The following is a 16,271-nucleotide window of genomic DNA, read 5'->3' on the forward strand; positions in this document are numbered from 1 at the left end:
CCTGCGGACCCGCCCGCGACCGGTGGTGGGGGAGTGGGTTAGGGTGCTGTCATGTCGTGGCAGGCGCTCCTCCTTCGCCGCCGCAGCGAGGCCCACTGACGGGCGGCCTCCTCGCTGCGGAGTTCGTGGTGCCCGCCCGGTTCCGGCGCAACTGACGCCCCCCGATCGAGGAGACCGCAATGACCACCGACTTCACCACCACGTTCGGCACGAGGACCCAGCCGCGTCCCGTCCAGCAGCCCAGCCCCATGCCCTTCGGGCGCTACACCGCCTTCCAGCCCGTCGACGTGCCCGACCGCACGTGGCCGACCAACAAGATCACCCACGCCCCGCGCTGGCTGTCCACCGACCTGCGCGACGGCAACCAGGCGCTGATCGACCCCATGACGCCCGCGCGCAAACGGCGCATGTTCGAGATGCTCGTGGCGATGGGTTACAAGGAGATCGAGGTCGGGTTCCCCTCGGCGTCCCAGACCGACTTCGACTTCGTACGCCAGCTGATCACCGATGACGCGATCCCCGAGGACGTGACGATCTCGGTCCTGACGCAGGCGCGTGAGGACCTGATCGAGCGCACGGCCCAGTCGCTGGAGGGCGCCCACCGCGCCAACATCCACCTCTACAACGCCACGGCCGAGCTGTTCCGCCGCGTCGTGTTCAAGATGGACGAGGCCGAGTGCATCGCGCTGGCCACGCGCGGCACCGAGATGGTCATGAAATATGCGGAGCAGTTCCTGCGGGACACCGAGTTCGGCTATCAGTATTCGCCCGAGATCTTCACCCAGACCCCGACCGACTATGCGATCGAGGTCTGCAACGCGGTCATGGACGTGTGGCAGCCGGGCGAGGGCCGCGAGATCATCCTGAACCTGCCGGCGACCGTCGAGATGTCGACGCCGAACACGTACGCGGACCAGATCGAATATTTCATTCGCAACGTGCGCAACCGCGAGAACGTCGCGGTGTCGCTGCACCCCCACAACGACCGTGGCACCGCGGTGGCGGCGACCGAGCTGGCGCTGATGGCCGGCGCCGATCGTGTGGAGGGGTGCCTGTTCGGCCACGGGGAGCGGACCGGCAATGTCTGCCTGGTCACCCTCGGCATGAACCTGTTCAGCCAGGGCATCGACCCCCAGATCGACTTCTCCGACATCGACGAGATCCGGCGTACGGTCGAATACTGCACCAACCTGCCTGTCCACCCCCGCCACCCGTACGCGGGCGACCTCGTGTACACCGCCTTCTCCGGCTCCCACCAGGACGCCATCAAGAAGGGGCTGGAGGCGCTGGAGCAGAAGGCGAAGGATGAGGGCGTCCAGCCGTCGCAGATCGCCTGGGAGGCCCCCTATCTGCCGATCGACCCGAAGGACGTCGGCCGCACCTATGAGGCCGTCATCCGCGTGAACTCCCAGTCGGGCAAGGGCGGCATGGCCTACATCATGAAGTCCGAGCACCGGATGGACCTGCCGCGCCGCCTGCAGATCGAGTTCGCCCGCATCGTCCAGGCCCACAGCGATTCCGAGGGTGGAGAGGTGCCGTCGGTGAAGATCTGGGAGGCGTTCGACAACGAATATCTCAAGGCGACCGGCCCGCTGGAGTTCGTGAAGGTGAAGTCGACGAGCTCCGACGGCGAGCAGGATGCGGTGGACGCCGTGGTGCGCGTCAACGGCACCGAGAAGACCGTCCATGGCGAGGGCAACGGTCCGGTGTCGGCGTTCGTCGACGCGCTCGGGTCGATCGGCCACCGCGTACGCGTCCTCGACTACACCGAGCACGCCCTGGCGACCGGCGGCGACGCGAAGGCGGCGGCGTACGTCGAGTGCGAGGTCGGCGAGGGCGAGGACGCCCGCGTGGTCTGGGGCGTCGGCATCGACGCGAACATCGTGACGGCCTCCCTGAAGGCCGTGGTGGGAGCGGTGAACCGGGCGGTCTGACGGCGTCCTGCCGCGACGCGATCGGCCTCGCGATGCCCCGTCGTCCCCAACTCGTGCACACCGCTGCACAAGTTGGGACGACACGCCGGGCCAATCACGCAACTCGTGCACACGCGACCGAGCCGCGGGAGGTGTGGCGGCGCGTACGCCGTGGTCGGTACGCGGCTCTGCGTACGACCGCTGCGGCCGTGCGGACGACTCGGGTACGCGGCTCTGCGTACGGCCGCGCGAAGGCGACCCGCGTACGCCTGGCGTCGCGTGTGCACGAGTTGGGTGTTCCCCTCGGCGTGTCGACCCAACATGTCGGGCGGTGTGCACGAGTTGCGCGAGGTGGGGGAGTCTTGATCCACGAACTGGGTAGGCGTACTATCCAGTTATGGAGACTTCTGCTATCCAAGTGCGGGTCGGCGACCGCGAGCGGTCCGACCTGGTGAACGAGCTCGGCGACCACTTCGCTGCCGGGAGGCTGACCCGCGACGAGCTCGACGAGCGCGTGACCTCTGCCCTGGGCGCACGCACGCAGGGCGAGCTCGACGAGCTGCGTCGGGATCTGCCCGCCCCGAACATGCGGCTGGAGCAGGCACCGTCGGGCGATGACCTCGCTCGGCGTGCCAAGGCGCTCTGGTTCTCCACCGGCCTGTTGCCCTGGGCCGTCATGGCTGTGGTGTTCGTGCTCATCTGGGTGATGACGGGAGCACGCTACTTCTGGCCCGTGTGGCCCATCATGGGGTGGGGGATCGGGGTCGTCACCACCGGGGTGCTGGCCCATCGGCTGCCCGCGGAATACCTGCGCAGGAAGCAGAACCGGCGCACCGCGTGCCCGGGGGCTGCGGTGCGCCGGTAACGGCTGCGTGCGCGTTTCAGTGCATCTGGCTCGTCGAGGCCGACTCGCCTCGGCCCAGATGGGAGTGGCGGCGGCCGTAGACCACATAGACGATCAGGCCGAGAGCCATCCAGATGATGAAGCGGATCCACGTGTCGACGCCCAGGCTCACCATCAGTCCCGCGCACGCCAGCGCAGAGAGCGCGGGGATGAACGGCGAGAGGGGGACGCGGAACGGGCGATCCATGTCGGGCTTCGTGCGGCGCAGCACGATCACGGCGATCGACACGATCAGGAACGCGAAGAGCGTGCCGATCGACACCATGTCGGCCAGGTCCTTCAGGGGCACGAAGGCGGCGAGCAGCGCGACCGCGCCCGTCGTGATCCACGTGACGAGCACCGGGGTGTTCGTCTTCGGACTGACGCGGCCGAGTTTGGCCGGCAGCAGGCCGTCGCGGCACATCGCAAAGACGATGCGACCCATGGCGATGATGTCGATGAGGATGACCGAGGTCAGCCCCGCGAGCGCTGCGATCGAGATCAGGATGCCGGCCCAGCCGAGGCCGACGGCCTTGAACGCCTCGGCGATGGGGGCGCCCTCCTCGAGTTTGGTGTAGTGGACCATGCCGGTCACGATCAGGCAGACGCCCATGTAGAGCAGCGTGCAGATCGCCAGCGTGCCGATGATGCCCTTGGGCATGTCCTTCGCCGGGTTCTTCGACTCCTCGCCCATGTTGGCGACCACCTCGAAACCGCTGTAGGCGAAGAAGACCACGGCGGTCGCCAACAGGATGCCAGAGATGCCGAACGCGGTCGGGTCGGCCTGGGTGATGAACTGCCACAGCGGTTCCTTGAGGCCGCCCTTGCTCTGGCTCGGGTCGACCGGCGCCGACGGCGGGACGAACGGCGTCCAGTTCGCCGCCTTCACGAAGAACGCGCCGAGCCCGATGACGAAGACGCAGACGGCGACCTTGATCACCACGAGGGTGTTGGTGACCATGCGGGACTCCTTGATGCCGAGCGCGGCGACGGCGCCGAGGACCAGCACGATCGCGACGGCGCCGAGGTTCACCACCGACTTCTCACCGAAGAACTGCTCGGGCAGGTTGAACATCGAGCCGAGATATCCCGACCAGCCGCGCGCCACGACGGCTGCGCCCAACGCAAACTCCAGCACGAGGTCCCACGCGATGATCCAGGCGAAGATCTCGCCCATGGTCGTGTACGCATAGGTGTACGCGCTGCCCGCCGTCGGCACCGACGAGGCCAACTCGGAATAGCAGAGCGCGGCCAAGAGGCTGACGACCCCCGCGATCAGGAATGCGATGACGATGGCCGGCCCCGCGTTGAACTTCGCCTGAACGCCTGTGAGGGTGAAGATTCCGGTGCCGATGACCATGCCGATGCCGACGCCCATGAGGTCGAGGGCGCCGAGCCGCTTCTTCAGCTTGGCGCCGCCCTCGCTCTCGCTGGTGGGGTCGTCGTCGTTCTGGTGGATGACCGTCTCGACGTCCTTCTTGCGCAGGACCGATCCCGAGCTGTCGGACGAATCCCCGGAGCGAGGTGGGGTGATTGTCATGCCGTCACGCTAGTGAGCCGCAGGGGCCGTGTCGACATCTCCACCGCGGTGTCTGCTGAGAAAATCTCTCAGCCAGACACGTCGTTCGGCAGCGCTCCGCCGAACCGGCGGTCGCGCCGCGCGTACGTCTCGATGGCCCGCCACAGGTCGCGTCGGTCGAAGTCGGGCCACAGGGTGTCGAGGAAGACCATCTCGGCGTACGCGGACTGCCACAGCAGGAAGTTCGACGTGCGCTGCTCACCCGAGCTGCGGAGGAACAGGTCGACGTCGGGGATCTCCGGCTCGTCGAGGAAATGCCGGAACCGCTCCTCGGTGAGCCGTGACGGGTCCAGCCGGCCCTCGGCTGCGAGTCGGCCGACCTCGCGTACGGCATCGACGATCTCGGCACGGCCGCCGTAGTTCACGCAGAACTGCAGCGTCAGCACGTCGTTGTCCTTCGACTGCTCCTCGGCCTCCTCGAGCTCGCGGATGACCGACCCCCACAGGCGGGGACGGCGGCCGGCCCAGCGGATGCGTACGCCCATGGCGTCGAGCTGGTCGCGCCGGCGGTGGATGACGTCGCGGTTGAACCCCATCAGCCAGCGCACCTCGTCGGGGGAGCGCTTCCAGTTCTCGGTGGAGAAGGCGTACGCGGACAGGTATTTGACGCCGATCTCGATCGCGCCCTCGATGACGTCGAACAGGGCGTCCTCGCCGCGGGCGTGCCCCTCGGTGCGCTTCAGACCACGCTCCTTCGCCCAGCGGCCATTGCCGTCCATGACGATCGCGACGTGCTGGGGCATGACCTCGGCCGGGATCTGCGGCGGCCGCGCGCCGCTGGGGTGGGGGATCGGACCACGCTTCGGTGGGCGGGCTGCAGGACGCTTGGGACTCACCCCGCCAGCCTAGCCCGGCGGCCGGGTTGAGAGACTGGGTCATGGATGCGTCCCGACTTTCCCTCGCCGCCGCCGCGCTGGCGGTGTCCCTGACCGCGTGCTCGGGCGGGGCAGGCCAACCCGTGTCGCCCCCCACGTCTGCGCGGGGATCCTCGTCGACGGCACCGGCGAGCTCCTCGGCCCCGTCCTCGGGATCGCCCTCGGCACAGGGCTCCGTGAGCCCGTCGACGCCGGGGCCTGCCCCCGCCCCCGCGCCCACGACCCGCGACGAGGTCGCGCGTGACCTGCGCGTCCCGTGGAGTGTCGGGTTCCTGCCCGACGGATCGGCGCTCGTCACGCTGCGCAACGACGGGCGCGTGGTGCGCATCGCCAACGGCCGCACCTCGGACGTCGGCACCGTCCCCGGCGTCGTCGCCCAGGGCGAGGGCGGGCTGCACGGAATCGCCGTGTCGCCGACGTTCGCGAGCGACCGCTTCGTGTTCGTCCACCACACGTCGTCCACCGACAACCGCGTCGTCCGCCTGAGGCTGGAGGCCGATCGCCTCGTGCCCGATCGCGTGATCGTGGAGGGAATCGCGAAGTCCAGCTTCCACAACGGCGGCCGCATCGCCTTCGGCCCCGACGGATTCCTCTACGTCGCCACGGGGGATGCGGGCGAGCGGGACGCCGCGCAGAACCGCGACGACCTTGCCGGGAAGATCCTCCGCGTGACCGCCGACGGCGCCCCGGCACCCGGCAATCCCTTCAACAGCAGGGTGTTCAGCCTGGGCCACCGCAACGTGCAGGGCCTGGCGTGGCGCGGGAACACCTTGTACGCCACCGAATTCGGCCAGAACACCTATGACGAGCTCAACGAGATCAGGCCGGGGGCGAACTATGGGTGGCCGCGGGTCGAGGGCCGCGGGAGTGACCCGGCGTACGCGAATCCGCTCGTCCAATGGACGACCGACGAGGCGTCACCGAGCGGGGTCGCGATCGTCGGCGACGTCGCGTACGTCGCGGCGTTGAGGGGGGAGCGGGTCTGGCGTGTCGAGCTGGCAAGCGGGGCGAGCCGCCCGGTCGAGTCGGACCACGGCCGCATCCGCGACGTGGTGGCCGCGCCCGATGGCCGGATCTGGATCGTCACGAGCAACACGTTCCGCGGGTCGCCGCGGCCGGGGGACGACAGGATCCTGGCGATCCCGGCGGGGTAGGGGGGCTTCGACTCGCTGGCGCTCGCTCAGCCAACGGGGAGGGGGCGCGCTCGCTCAGCCAACGGGGAGGGGCGCGGTCGTAGGGGGCTTCGACTCGCTGGCGCTCGCTCAGCCAACGGGGAGGGGGCGCGCTCGCTCAGCCAACGGGGAAACCGGGCTTGGGTGGGGCACAATCGTTCGGTGCCCACCTATCGCGATCAGGCGGTGGTCCTGCGCACCCACAAGCTGGGTGAGGCGGACCGCATCATCACCCTGCTCTCGCACCGCCACGGCAAGCTCCGCGCGGCGGCCCGGGGCGTACGCCGCACCTCGTCCAAGTTCGGCGCTCGGCTGGAACCCTTCAGCCACGTCGACATCCAGCTCGCGTCGGGCCGCAGCCTCGAGATCGTCGCGCAGGTCGAGTCGCTGCACGCCTACGGCGAACCCCTGGCCCACGACTTCGCGCTCTACACCGCCGGCCAGGTGATGCTGGAGACCGCCGACCGGCTGGTGGTGGAGGAGAACGAGCCGGCGGTGCAGCAATACCGACTCCTGGTCGGCGCGCTGCGCGTGCTCAACGAGGGGACCGCCGACGGGCCGCGCCCGGCGACCATGATCCTGGACTCCTACCTGCTGCGCTCCCTCGCCACGGCGGGGTACGCCCCCACGTTCACCGACTGCGCCAAGTGCGGCGTCGAGGGGCCCCATCGCTGGTTCAACCCGGCGGCCGGAGGGGTGGTCTGCTCGACGTGCCGTCCCACCGGATCGGTGATGCCGCGACCCGAGACGCTCGACCTGTTGACGGCCCTGCTCACCGGCGACTGGCCGGCCACGGCGGGCGTCGAAACCGCCGTGCTCGGCGAGGCGTCGGGCATGGTGTCGGCGTTCACGACGTGGCACCTCGACCGCGGGCTGCGGTCGCTCGCCCACCTCGAGCGCTGATTCAGCAGTTTTTGCAGGTGCCGAAGATCTCAAGCTCGTGGCCGACGTCGCGGAACCCGTTCTCGTCGGCGATCTTCGCCGCCCACTTCTCGACGGTCGGGCCCGAGATCTCGACGGTGTGGCCGCACGAGCGGCACACCAGGTGGTGGTGGTGCTCGTCGGTCGCGCAGCGCCGGTACGCGGCCTCGGTCTCGGTGCGGATGACGTCGACCTCGCCCGAGTCGACCATGGTCTGCAGCGTCCGATAGACGGTCGTCAGGCCGATCTGGTCGCCCTTGGCGCGTAGCAGGTCGTGGATCTGCTGCGCGGTGCGGAAGTCGTTCGTCTCGGCCATGATGGCGGCCACGGCCGTGCGCTGGCGGGTGCGGCGCTGGGGCGGTTGGCCGCCGCGGAGGTTGAGCCCGGTCACGGTCGGCTCCCTTCGATCGAGTCTGTGTGTTGCGATGAGGCGTGGGGATGGCCGGCGTGCAACAGCGCCGCGCGGCGACGGTCGCGCAGCAGCGTGATGGGCCACGAGAGCACGAACACGCCGATGGCGATGACGACGATCATCGCACCGGGTGCGGCGTCCGCATAGAACGAGCCGCCGGCCCCCACGACGGCGACGACGGCGCCGATCGCCATGGCGGCGAACAGGGAGGCGGTGAACCCCTTGACGACGTTGTTCGCGGCGGCGACGGGGATCACCATCAATGCGCTGACCAGCAGCAGCCCGACGGTCCGCATCGCGATGGTCACGGTGACGGCGGCGAGCACCACGACGAGCAGGTTGTACGCGCGGACGCGCAGGCCCAGGACCCGGGCGTACTCCTCGTCGGCGCAGATCGCGAACAGCTGGGGCGCGAGGCCGATGCAGGGCACCAGGACCACCACCGCCAGCGCGACGACGAGCCAGACGTCGGTCGGGGTCACCGTGGTGAGCGAGCCGAACAGGTATTGCGCCAGTGCCCCGGCGCCCTGGCCGGCGACGCCCGCCATGAGGACGCCGGAGGCGAGCCCGCCGTAGAACAGGATCGCGAGCCCGACGTCGCCGGTCGCCTTCCCCTGCTGGCGCAGGAGCTCGACCACGACCGCGCCGGCGACCGTGGTCGCGACGGCGACGGGGATCGGCGCGCTGCCGGTCATCAGCGCGAGGCCGACGCCGGCGATGGCGACGTGACCGAGGCCGTCACCGAGCAGCGACAGCCGGCGCTGCACGATGTAGGTGCCGATGGCCGGCGCCATCAGGCCGGTGAGGAGCGCGGTGATCAACGCGCGCTGCATGAAGGGGAAGCTCCAGAGCTCGATCACGCCGAGTGCCTCCCGTCGACGGCGCCGTCGAGCAGGGCCCGGCGGCGCGGTTCCTCGACGTGCTCGTGACCGTCCTCGTGGTGGACCGGCGGCGGTCCGTCGTGGACGACCTGGCCGTCGCGCAGCACGATCGCGCGGTCCATCAGCGCGCTCAACGGGCCCAGCTCGTGGAGCACGACGAGCATCGCCATGCCGTCGTCCTTGAGCCCGCGCATGACGTCGGTGAGCTGGTCCTGGGTGGTGAGATCGACGCCGGCCATCGGCTCGTCGAGGATCATCAGGTCGGGTGAGCCGGCCAGCGCGCGCGCGATGAGCACGCGCTGCTGCTGGCCGCCCGACAGGTTCGGCATCTCGTCGCGGCCCCGGCCGGCGAGGCCGACCCGGTCGAGGGCGGCGTCGATCGCCCGCCGGTCAGCGGCGGACGCGGGGAACAGCGGCGTACGCGTGGGCAGCCGACCGGACGCGACGACCTCGCGTACGGTCGCGATGGCCAGCGAACCCGAGGAGCGCTGGGGGACATAGCCGATCCGCGACCAGTCGCGGAACCGCGTACGCGGGGTGCCGAACAGGGAGATGTCACCGCGGCTCGGCACCAGGCCGAGCAGCGCGCGGATCAGGGTCGACTTGCCGGAGCCGTTGGCGCCCATCAGGGCGACGGCCTCGCCCCGGCCGACCTGCACCGAGACGCCCGACAGCACGAACGCCCCGCCGAGGCTCACGCAGACATCGGTGAGCGCAGCGGCGGGGGCGGTTGCGGAAGTGGTGGGGAGTTCGCTCACGCGCACTCGTTGGCCGCCCGCAGCGCGGTGAGGTTGGACTTCATGACCTCAACATAGTTCTTCCCGCGCGACTTGTCGGTGATGCCCTCGAGGGGGTCGAGCACGTCGGTCTTCAGTTTGAGGTCCCGCGCCACCGACTCGGCGACGGCGGGGGAGACGAGGGTCTCGTAGAAGATCGTCGTCACGTTGTGCTCGGTGGCGAGCTGGTGGACCTGGGCGATGCGGGTGGGCGACGGCTCCTCGTCGGGGCTGACCCCACGGATGCCGATCTGCTCCAGGCCGTAGCGCTTGGCCAGATAGCCGAACGCCGCATGGGAGGTGATGAACTCCTTGCGCTTGCAGGTCTTCAGCCCGCTCGTGAAGGCGGTGTCGAGCTCGGTCAGCTCGCGCGTGGTCGCCGCGGCGTTGGTCGCGAAGGCGTCCTTCTGGTCGGGCTTCGCGGTGGCGAGCGCCTCGTTGACGGCCCTGGTGATCGCGACCATGTTCTGGGGGTCGAGCCACGTGTGGGGGTCGCTCGCGTCCTTGGAGTGGTCGTGGTCATGGCCCGCGGTGCCGTGGCCCTCGTCCTGGGCCTCGGTCGTGGTGAACGTGACCACCGACGCGACGTCGACAACCTTCTTGGGCTTCGCCTGCTCGATGGCCTTGTCGACGGCCGGCTGGAAGCCCTTCTGGTAGACGACGACGTCGGCGCTGGACAGCGACGCGATCTGCTTGGGCGTGAGCTCGAGGTCGTGGGCCTCGGCGCCTGGCTGGGTGAGGCTCTCGACCTTCGCGGCAGACCCCGCCACGCGCTCGGACGCGTACTGCAGGGGATAGAACGCCGCCACGACCGTGAGCTGACCAGGCTGGGTCGCGGCCCCCTGAGTGCCCCCACAACCGGCGGCGAGGAGGAGTGCCGGAACGGTGAGGAGAGCGCCGAGCGCGCGCGGGATCTGTCGCATGGATCCATTCCACGCGACGTGTAGATGAAAGTCAAGTTCATTTACAGGGGGTAGGAGACGCTCGGACCAGAGCGCTAGGGTCGGCCCATGATCGTCGTCAACCGCTTCCGCGTCACCGACGCCGACGGCCTCGCGTTCCACGCCGCCGCCGAGCCCGCGGTCGCGCTGCTGCGGACGAAGGCCGGTCTCCAGTCGGTCGACCTCGTGCAGAACCTCGACGAGCCCGACCTCTGGGCGCTGGTGACACGGTGGGACCACGTGGGGGCCTACCGCCGCGCGCTGGGCGGGTTCGAGTCGAAGATGACGCTCGTGCCGTTCCTGTCGCGCTCGATCGACGAGCCCTCGGCGTACGACGCCCCTGAACACGTGGGCGAGAACCTGCCGCGCGTCCGATAGCCTTCTCGCTGACCACGCGGGCGCCAGCCGGGTGCCCGTGGGCCGGCGCCCCGGCGTACGGCCGTGATCATGAGGAGAGGCCACCATGGCACCCACCAGCAGGCTCGACAAAGTCATCAACCTCTGCAAGGAGCGCGGGTTCGTCTTCCCGTGCGGCGAGATCTATGGAGGCACGCGTTCGGCGTGGGACTACGGGCCCTACGGCGTCGAGCTGAAGGAGAACATCAAGCGCCAGTGGTGGCGCACGATGGTGACCTCGCGCGACGACATCGTCGGCCTCGACTCGTCGGTCATCCTGCCGCCGAAGGTGTGGGAGGCGTCGGGACACATCAAGGCGTTCGTCGACCCGCTCGTCGAGTGCAAGTCGTGCCACAAGCGCTTCCGCGAGGACCACCTGCAGGAGGAGTACGCGGAGAAGAAGGGCATCCCCGACCCCGACTCGGTCGACCTGAACCTCATCGCCTGCGCCAACTGCGGCGCCAAGGAGCAGTGGAGCGAGCCGCGCCAGTTCAACGGCCTGCTGAAGACCTACCTCGGCCCGGTCGAGGACGAGTCGGGCCTGCACTACCTGCGTCCCGAGACCGCCCAGGGCATCTTCGTGAACTTCGCCAACGTCATGACGTCGGCCCGCATGAAGCCGCCGTTCGGCATCGGCCAGATCGGCAAGTCGTTCCGCAACGAGATCACCCCCGGCAACTTCATCTTCCGCACCCGCGAGTTCGAGCAGATGGAGATGGAGTTCTTCGTCGCGCCCGGCACCGACGAGGAGTGGCACCAGTACTGGATCGACGCCCGCACAGACTGGTACACCGACCTCGGCATCGCCCGCGACAACCTGCGCCATTACGAGCACCCGCAGGAGAAGCTGTCGCACTATTCGAAGCGCACCGTCGACATCGAATACCGCTTCCAGTTCCAGGGTTCGGAATGGGGCGAGCTGGAAGGCATCGCCAACCGCACCGACTTCGACCTGAAGACCCACGGCGAGCACTCCGGCAAGGAGAAGCAGCTGCAGTATTTCGACCAGCAGGCCAACGAGCGCTGGACGCCGTACGTCATCGAGCCCGCGGCCGGCCTCACCCGCTCGCTGATGGCGTTCATGGTGGACGCGTACGCCGAGGAGGAGGCGCCCAACGCCAAGGGCGGCACCGACACGCGTACGGTCCTCAAGCTCGACCGTCGCCTCGCGCCGGTCAAGGCCGCCGTGCTGCCGCTGTCGCGCAACGAGCAGCTGTCGCCGAAGGCCAAGGACCTCGCCGCCCAGCTGCGGAAGAACTGGAACGTCGACTTCGACGACGCCCAGGCCATCGGCCGCCGCTACCGCCGCCAGGACGAGATCGGTACGCCGTTCTGCATCACCGTCGACTTCGACACGCTCGAGGACCAGGCCGTGACGATCCGCGACCGCGACACCATGGGCCAGGAGCGCGTCGCTCTCGACCAGGTCGAGGGCTATCTCGCCGCGCGCCTGATCGGCTGCTGACCTGACGACCGTGGGGGAGCCCATCACGGTCTCGATCCGGCGCGAGGTGCCGCTGGATCGCTCGGAGTACGCGAACGCGTGGGCGCGCGCCGGCCAGGAGCTGGCGCGCGCCTTCCCGGGCTATCTGGGCTCGGGGTGGATGCGCTCCCGGCCGGAGTCGACGCAGTGGCACATGGTCTATCGCTTCGCCGACGCGGAATCGCTGGCGGGGTGGGAGAACTCCGACCAGCGGCGCCACTGGTTGGAGATGGCGGGGCCGTACATCGAGGACGCCCACCGCGAGCACCGCACCGGGATCGAGGGCTGGTTCGACGAGCCGTCGTCGGTCGAGGTCCAACAGCGCATGACGCCGCCACCCCCGCGGTGGAAGCAGTCGGTGTCGATCTTCCTCCCGTTCCTGCCGCTGTCGATGGTGATGAACTATCTGCTGGCCTGGCTCGTGCCGGCGTGGCCGATCTGGGCGCGGGTGTTCCTGTCGATCTGCATCATGACGCCCGCCATGACGTACGCGCTGCTGCCGCTGTCGACGCGGCTGCTGGCACCGTGGCTGCACGGGACGCGGCGGCGGGGCTGAACCATCAGGAGTTTGCACGGTGCCGCGTACTCACGGCACGGTGCACCACTCTCAGCGATTTGGCTCTCAGCGATTCAGCGCCAGGTTCGCGCCCGTCTCCGCGTCGAAGAAGTACGCCTCCTGGTGGACCGGCTTCGCGTGCAGGACGTCGCCGATCTTCGGGCGGGCACGCTTGTCGAGCCGCACGGTGATGCGGTCGCGGCGGACGACGGCCCCGTCCTGGGGATCGATCGGGGTGGCATACACGAAGAACTCCGACCCCAACGCCTCGACGAGCTCGACCGCCATGTCGAGCGCCTCGGGGTCGTCGGCCGACGTCAGCTCCCATGACTCGGGGCGCACGCCTACCGTGACGACCTCGCGGTCGTAGCGCGCCGGGAGGGCGAGCGCGTGGCCGCGTGAGCCGAAGCTCGCGAACCCTTCGTGCACAGGGATGTTGTCGATCAGCGTGATCGACGGCGAGCCGATGAAGCCGGCGACGAACGTGTTGGCGGGGCGCTCATAGAGCTCCTCGGGGGAGGCGACCTGCTGCAGGCGTCCGTCGAGCAGCACGGCGACGCGGTCGCCCATCGTCATGGCCTCGGTCTGGTCATGGGTGACATAGACGGTCGTGGTGCCGAGACGGCGTTGCAGGGCAGCGATCTCGGACCGCGTCGAGACCCGGAGCTTCGCGTCGAGGTTCGACAGCGGCTCGTCCATGCAGAACACCTTGGGCTGGCGCACGATGGCGCGGCCCATCGCGACGCGCTGGCGCTGTCCGCCGGACATCTTGGCGGGCTTGCGATCCAGGAGGTCGTCGAGTTGGAGGATCTTCGAGGCCTCGGCGACGCGCGTCGCGATCTCCGACGAGCCCATCTTCTGGTTCTGCAGCGCGAACGCCATGTTCTGGCGCGCGGTCATGTTCGGATAGAGCGCATAGCTCTGGAAGACCATCGCGACGTCGCGGTCGCGGGGGCGTACGCCGGTGACGTCGCGCGCGTCGATGCGGATGTGGCCGTCGTCGGTCGGCTCGAGGCCCGCCAGCATGCGCAGGCTCGTCGACTTGCCGCAACCCGAGGGGCCGACCAACACCAGGAACTCGCCGTCGGCGATCTCCAGGTCGAGGGCATCGACGGCGGGGGCGGCGGTGGGGTCGAAGCGACGGGTTGCTCCGTCGAAGGTCACGGTGGCCATGGTTTCCTTTGTGGCTTGCGTTTCAGGGGTGCGTACGCCGACCCCACCGTCCTGGGAGGGCGGGGGCCGGCGTATGCGGGGTGTGGGCGGACTCAGCCGAGCTTCGGCTTGATGTCGCGGTCGACGATCTTCTTGGTCTCCTCGGCGAGCGCGGCGAAGACCTGCTGGACGTCGGCGCCGCCGGTGGTGATCTTGTCGAGGCCCTCGCCGATGCGCTTGCCGCCGCCCTGGACGAAAACGCGCGCATAGTCCTGCGGGGCGGTGTTCTCGCTGAGCTGCTTGATCGCGGTCATCGCGCGGGGCTCCGACTCGAGGTATTTCTTCTGCGACGCGTCCTCCATGGCCGACTTGCGGACCGGCATGTAGCCCGTGGCCTGGGTGAAGGTCGCGGTGTTCTGGGGGTTGGTCATGAACTCGACGAACTTCAGTGCGAGCTTCTTGCGCTCGTCGGAGATGTTCTGGGGGATGGCCAGGCCGGCGCCGCCCGTGGGGCAACCGGGCTTCGGGCCGGGCAGGAAAGCCGTGCCGAAGTTGACCTTGGCGGTCTTCTTGAGGCCGCCGAGCGAGCCCGTCGACTCCAGCAGCGCGGCGTTCATGCCGGTCGCGAACTCGTTGACCGGATCCTTGGAGATCTTGATCTTGTTGGCCTTGACCATCGACTGCAGGAACTTGCCGGCCTCGAGCGACTCGGGCGAGGTGAACTTCATGTCCCACTTGTCCGAATACTTGCCGCCGAAGGTCCAGATCATGCCCTGGAAATACCAGTCCAGGTAGTTGGTGCCGCTCGGGATGCCGAGCGGGGCGACGTTCGGGTTGGCCGCGGCGATCCTGGCGGCGAACTGGTCGAACTCGGCCCACGTCTTGGGGCCGTTCTCGCCGAGGCCGGCCTTGGCCCACATGTCCTTGTTGTAATACATCAGGCAGGTCGAGCGGGAGTAGGGCATCGCGTAGTGCTTGCCGTTGAACAGGTAGTCGTCGCGCAGGGTGTCGACATAGTCGTCGGACTTCACGCCGACGGTCTTCCACAGGTCGTCGAGCGGCGTGATCGCCTTGTTCAGCGCGAAGTTGAACCACGTGACGTCGGAGGCGACGATGACGTCGGGCAGGTCGCCGCCGGTCAGCGCGGCGTTGAACTTCTGGGCCAGCTCCTCATAGGAGGCGCCGCCGTCGATGAGCTCGACCTTCGTGCCGGGGTTGGCGGCGACGAAGGCGTCGATGATCTTCTGCTCGAGCTCCTTCGACTTGCCGGGGTGGTTCGACCAGAACTTGATGACACCCTCCTCGCCCTTGCGCGCAGGGGCTGCGGGGGCGCCGCCGGTGCCGGCGCACGCGGTGACGGTGGTGGCGGCGAGGGCGCCACCGGCGATGGTGAGGAAGTTGCGGCGGTCCAGCTTCATGGTCGTGCTCCTGTTGTGTGGTTGAGATGTCGGGAGGCGGACGGGGGAGGAGGGGGCGGCGTCAGCCCTTGACGGCGCCCGAGGTGAGGCCCTTGATCATGTGCTTCTGCAGCAGCAGGAACACCACGAGGATCGGCAGCATGGTGAGCACGGTGCCCGCCATCACGGGGCCCCAGTTGGTGAGGCCCTCGTTGTCCTTGAGCAGCGTCAGGCCCACGGGCAGCGGGGCGACCTGCTCGTCGTTGGCCATGAGGAAGGGCCACAGGTATTCGTTCCACTCGTTGACCAGCGTGATGAGCGTGAACGCGATGAGGGTGGGCCACGACATCGGCAGCACGACGCGGAACAGCATCTTCATCGGGCCCGCGCCGTCCATGCGCGCCGCCTCGATGACCTCCTGGGGAAGCGACAGGAAATGGTTGCGGAGCAGGAAGGTGCCGAAGGCGACGCCGGCCAGCGGCACGATGATGCCGAGGAAGGTGTTGCGCCAGCCGAGCTGGGACACCAGGGCGTAGTTCGAGATCACCGTGATCTGGTTCGGCACCATCAGCGCGGAGATGATCACCACGAACAGCAGCGTGCGGCCCGGGAAGCGCAGGAACGACAGGGCGTACGCCGACATCACGCCGAGCGTCACCTTCGCGATGGTGAGGATGCCGGTGATGATGAGCGAGTTCACGAGATAGCTGGTGAACGGAACCTCGGTGAACACCGTCGCGTAGTTCTCCCACGTGATCGGGCTCGGCCACCACGTCACCGGGTGGGTGTAGATCTCCTCGCGCCGCTTGAGCGACGTGATGAGGATGAAGAACAGCGGCACGGCGACCATCGCGATCGTCGCGAGCATGCCGAGGTAGCCGAGCGCCTTGCCGACGGGGCCGCGGTCGTTCGGGCTGGGGGAAGGGCGGGCCAT

The 16,271-nt window shown here is 68.8% G+C and carries 16 protein-coding genes; 7 read left to right on the plus strand and 9 right to left on the minus strand.

From position 1 onward, the window contains the following. Window positions 1-179: 179 nt before the first annotated feature. Window positions 180-1,934, plus strand: coding sequence for a 2-isopropylmalate synthase (leuA, locus tag ACYVAG_RS05190; RefSeq protein ID WP_460767464.1), 1,755 nt, complete (start codon window positions 180-182; stop codon window positions 1,932-1,934). Window positions 1,935-2,310: 376 nt separating this feature from the next. After that, a complete protein-coding gene (locus ACYVAG_RS05195; RefSeq protein ID WP_460767467.1) occupies window positions 2,311-2,778 on the plus strand; it encodes a DUF1707 domain-containing protein in 468 nt (155 codons plus the stop codon). Window positions 2,779-2,794: 16 nt separating this feature from the next. Here the strand turns inward: ACYVAG_RS05195 and ACYVAG_RS05200 are convergent, their stop codons facing one another. Both ACYVAG_RS05200 and ACYVAG_RS05205 read right to left on the minus strand, forming a co-directional pair. Further along, the gene (locus ACYVAG_RS05200; RefSeq protein WP_460767470.1) at window positions 2,795-4,336 is read right to left on the minus strand and encodes an amino acid permease; all 1,542 of its coding nucleotides are present in this window, start codon (window positions 4,334-4,336) and stop codon (window positions 2,795-2,797) included. A 68-nt stretch (window positions 4,337-4,404) separates the two neighbouring features. Continuing rightward, complete coding sequence (locus tag ACYVAG_RS05205) at window positions 4,405-5,211, minus strand: isoprenyl transferase (protein ID WP_460767473.1); 807 nt, start codon at window positions 5,209-5,211, stop codon at window positions 4,405-4,407. Window positions 5,212-5,426: 215 nt separating this feature from the next. Here ACYVAG_RS05205 and ACYVAG_RS05210 point away from each other — a divergent pair, with 215 nt between their 5' ends. Continuing rightward, a complete protein-coding gene (locus ACYVAG_RS05210; RefSeq protein ID WP_460767476.1) occupies window positions 5,427-6,404 on the plus strand; it encodes a PQQ-dependent sugar dehydrogenase in 978 nt (325 codons plus the stop codon). Window positions 6,405-6,584: 180 nt separating this feature from the next. Then, complete coding sequence (gene recO / locus ACYVAG_RS05215) at window positions 6,585-7,325, plus strand: DNA repair protein RecO (RefSeq protein WP_460767478.1); 741 nt, start codon at window positions 6,585-6,587, stop codon at window positions 7,323-7,325. Window position 7,326: 1 nt separating this feature from the next. On the opposite strand, the gene ACYVAG_RS05220 is transcribed toward recO, so the two are convergent. From ACYVAG_RS05220 to ACYVAG_RS05235, 4 genes are read right to left on the minus strand one after another with little or no spacing between them, the layout of a single operon-like run. After that, the gene (locus ACYVAG_RS05220) at window positions 7,327-7,734 is read right to left on the minus strand and encodes a Fur family transcriptional regulator (protein ID WP_460767481.1); all 408 of its coding nucleotides are present in this window, start codon (window positions 7,732-7,734) and stop codon (window positions 7,327-7,329) included. Continuing rightward, the gene (locus tag ACYVAG_RS05225) at window positions 7,731-8,615 is read right to left on the minus strand and encodes a metal ABC transporter permease (RefSeq protein ID WP_460767484.1); all 885 of its coding nucleotides are present in this window, start codon (window positions 8,613-8,615) and stop codon (window positions 7,731-7,733) included. Before ACYVAG_RS05225 ends, ACYVAG_RS05220 begins: the two co-directional genes overlap by 4 nt. Continuing rightward, complete coding sequence (locus ACYVAG_RS05230; protein WP_460767487.1) at window positions 8,612-9,394, minus strand: metal ABC transporter ATP-binding protein; 783 nt, start codon at window positions 9,392-9,394, stop codon at window positions 8,612-8,614. The genes ACYVAG_RS05225 and ACYVAG_RS05230 overlap by 4 nt, the downstream gene beginning before the upstream one ends. Continuing rightward, the gene (locus ACYVAG_RS05235; RefSeq protein WP_460767490.1) at window positions 9,391-10,335 is read right to left on the minus strand and encodes a metal ABC transporter substrate-binding protein; all 945 of its coding nucleotides are present in this window, start codon (window positions 10,333-10,335) and stop codon (window positions 9,391-9,393) included. Before ACYVAG_RS05235 ends, ACYVAG_RS05230 begins: the two co-directional genes overlap by 4 nt. An 87-nt stretch (window positions 10,336-10,422) precedes the next feature. On the opposite strand from ACYVAG_RS05235, the gene ACYVAG_RS05240 reads away from it, so the two are divergent. The 3 genes from ACYVAG_RS05240 to ACYVAG_RS05250 all read left to right on the plus strand — a co-directional run bounded on the left by ACYVAG_RS05240 (window position 10,423) and on the right by ACYVAG_RS05250 (window position 12,788). Next, window positions 10,423-10,731, plus strand: a complete 309-nt coding sequence (locus ACYVAG_RS05240; protein ID WP_460767493.1) for an antibiotic biosynthesis monooxygenase family protein — start codon at window positions 10,423-10,425, stop codon at window positions 10,729-10,731. Window positions 10,732-10,816: 85 nt separating this feature from the next. Then, window positions 10,817-12,214, plus strand: a complete 1,398-nt coding sequence (locus tag ACYVAG_RS05245) for a glycine--tRNA ligase (RefSeq protein WP_460767495.1) — start codon at window positions 10,817-10,819, stop codon at window positions 12,212-12,214. Window positions 12,215-12,224: 10 nt separating this feature from the next. Next, window positions 12,225-12,788 (plus strand): antibiotic biosynthesis monooxygenase, encoded by a 564-nt coding sequence (locus ACYVAG_RS05250; protein WP_460767498.1) that lies wholly within the window; start codon window positions 12,225-12,227, stop codon window positions 12,786-12,788. Between the two features lie 66 nt (window positions 12,789-12,854). On the opposite strand, the gene ACYVAG_RS05255 is transcribed toward ACYVAG_RS05250, so the two are convergent. From ACYVAG_RS05255 to ACYVAG_RS05265, 3 genes are all read right to left on the minus strand, one after another. Beyond that, window positions 12,855-13,961, minus strand: a complete 1,107-nt coding sequence (locus tag ACYVAG_RS05255) for an ABC transporter ATP-binding protein (RefSeq protein ID WP_460767501.1) — start codon at window positions 13,959-13,961, stop codon at window positions 12,855-12,857. A 92-nt stretch (window positions 13,962-14,053) separates the two neighbouring features. Next, entirely contained in the window at window positions 14,054-15,358 is a 1,305-nt protein-coding gene (locus ACYVAG_RS05260) for an ABC transporter substrate-binding protein (RefSeq protein ID WP_460767504.1), read from the minus strand. A gap of 61 nt (window positions 15,359-15,419) precedes the next feature. Beyond that, window positions 15,420-16,271 (minus strand): carbohydrate ABC transporter permease, encoded by an 852-nt coding sequence (locus tag ACYVAG_RS05265; RefSeq protein ID WP_460767506.1) that lies wholly within the window; start codon window positions 16,269-16,271, stop codon window positions 15,420-15,422.

The organism is Mariniluteicoccus flavus, from assembly GCF_054776655.1.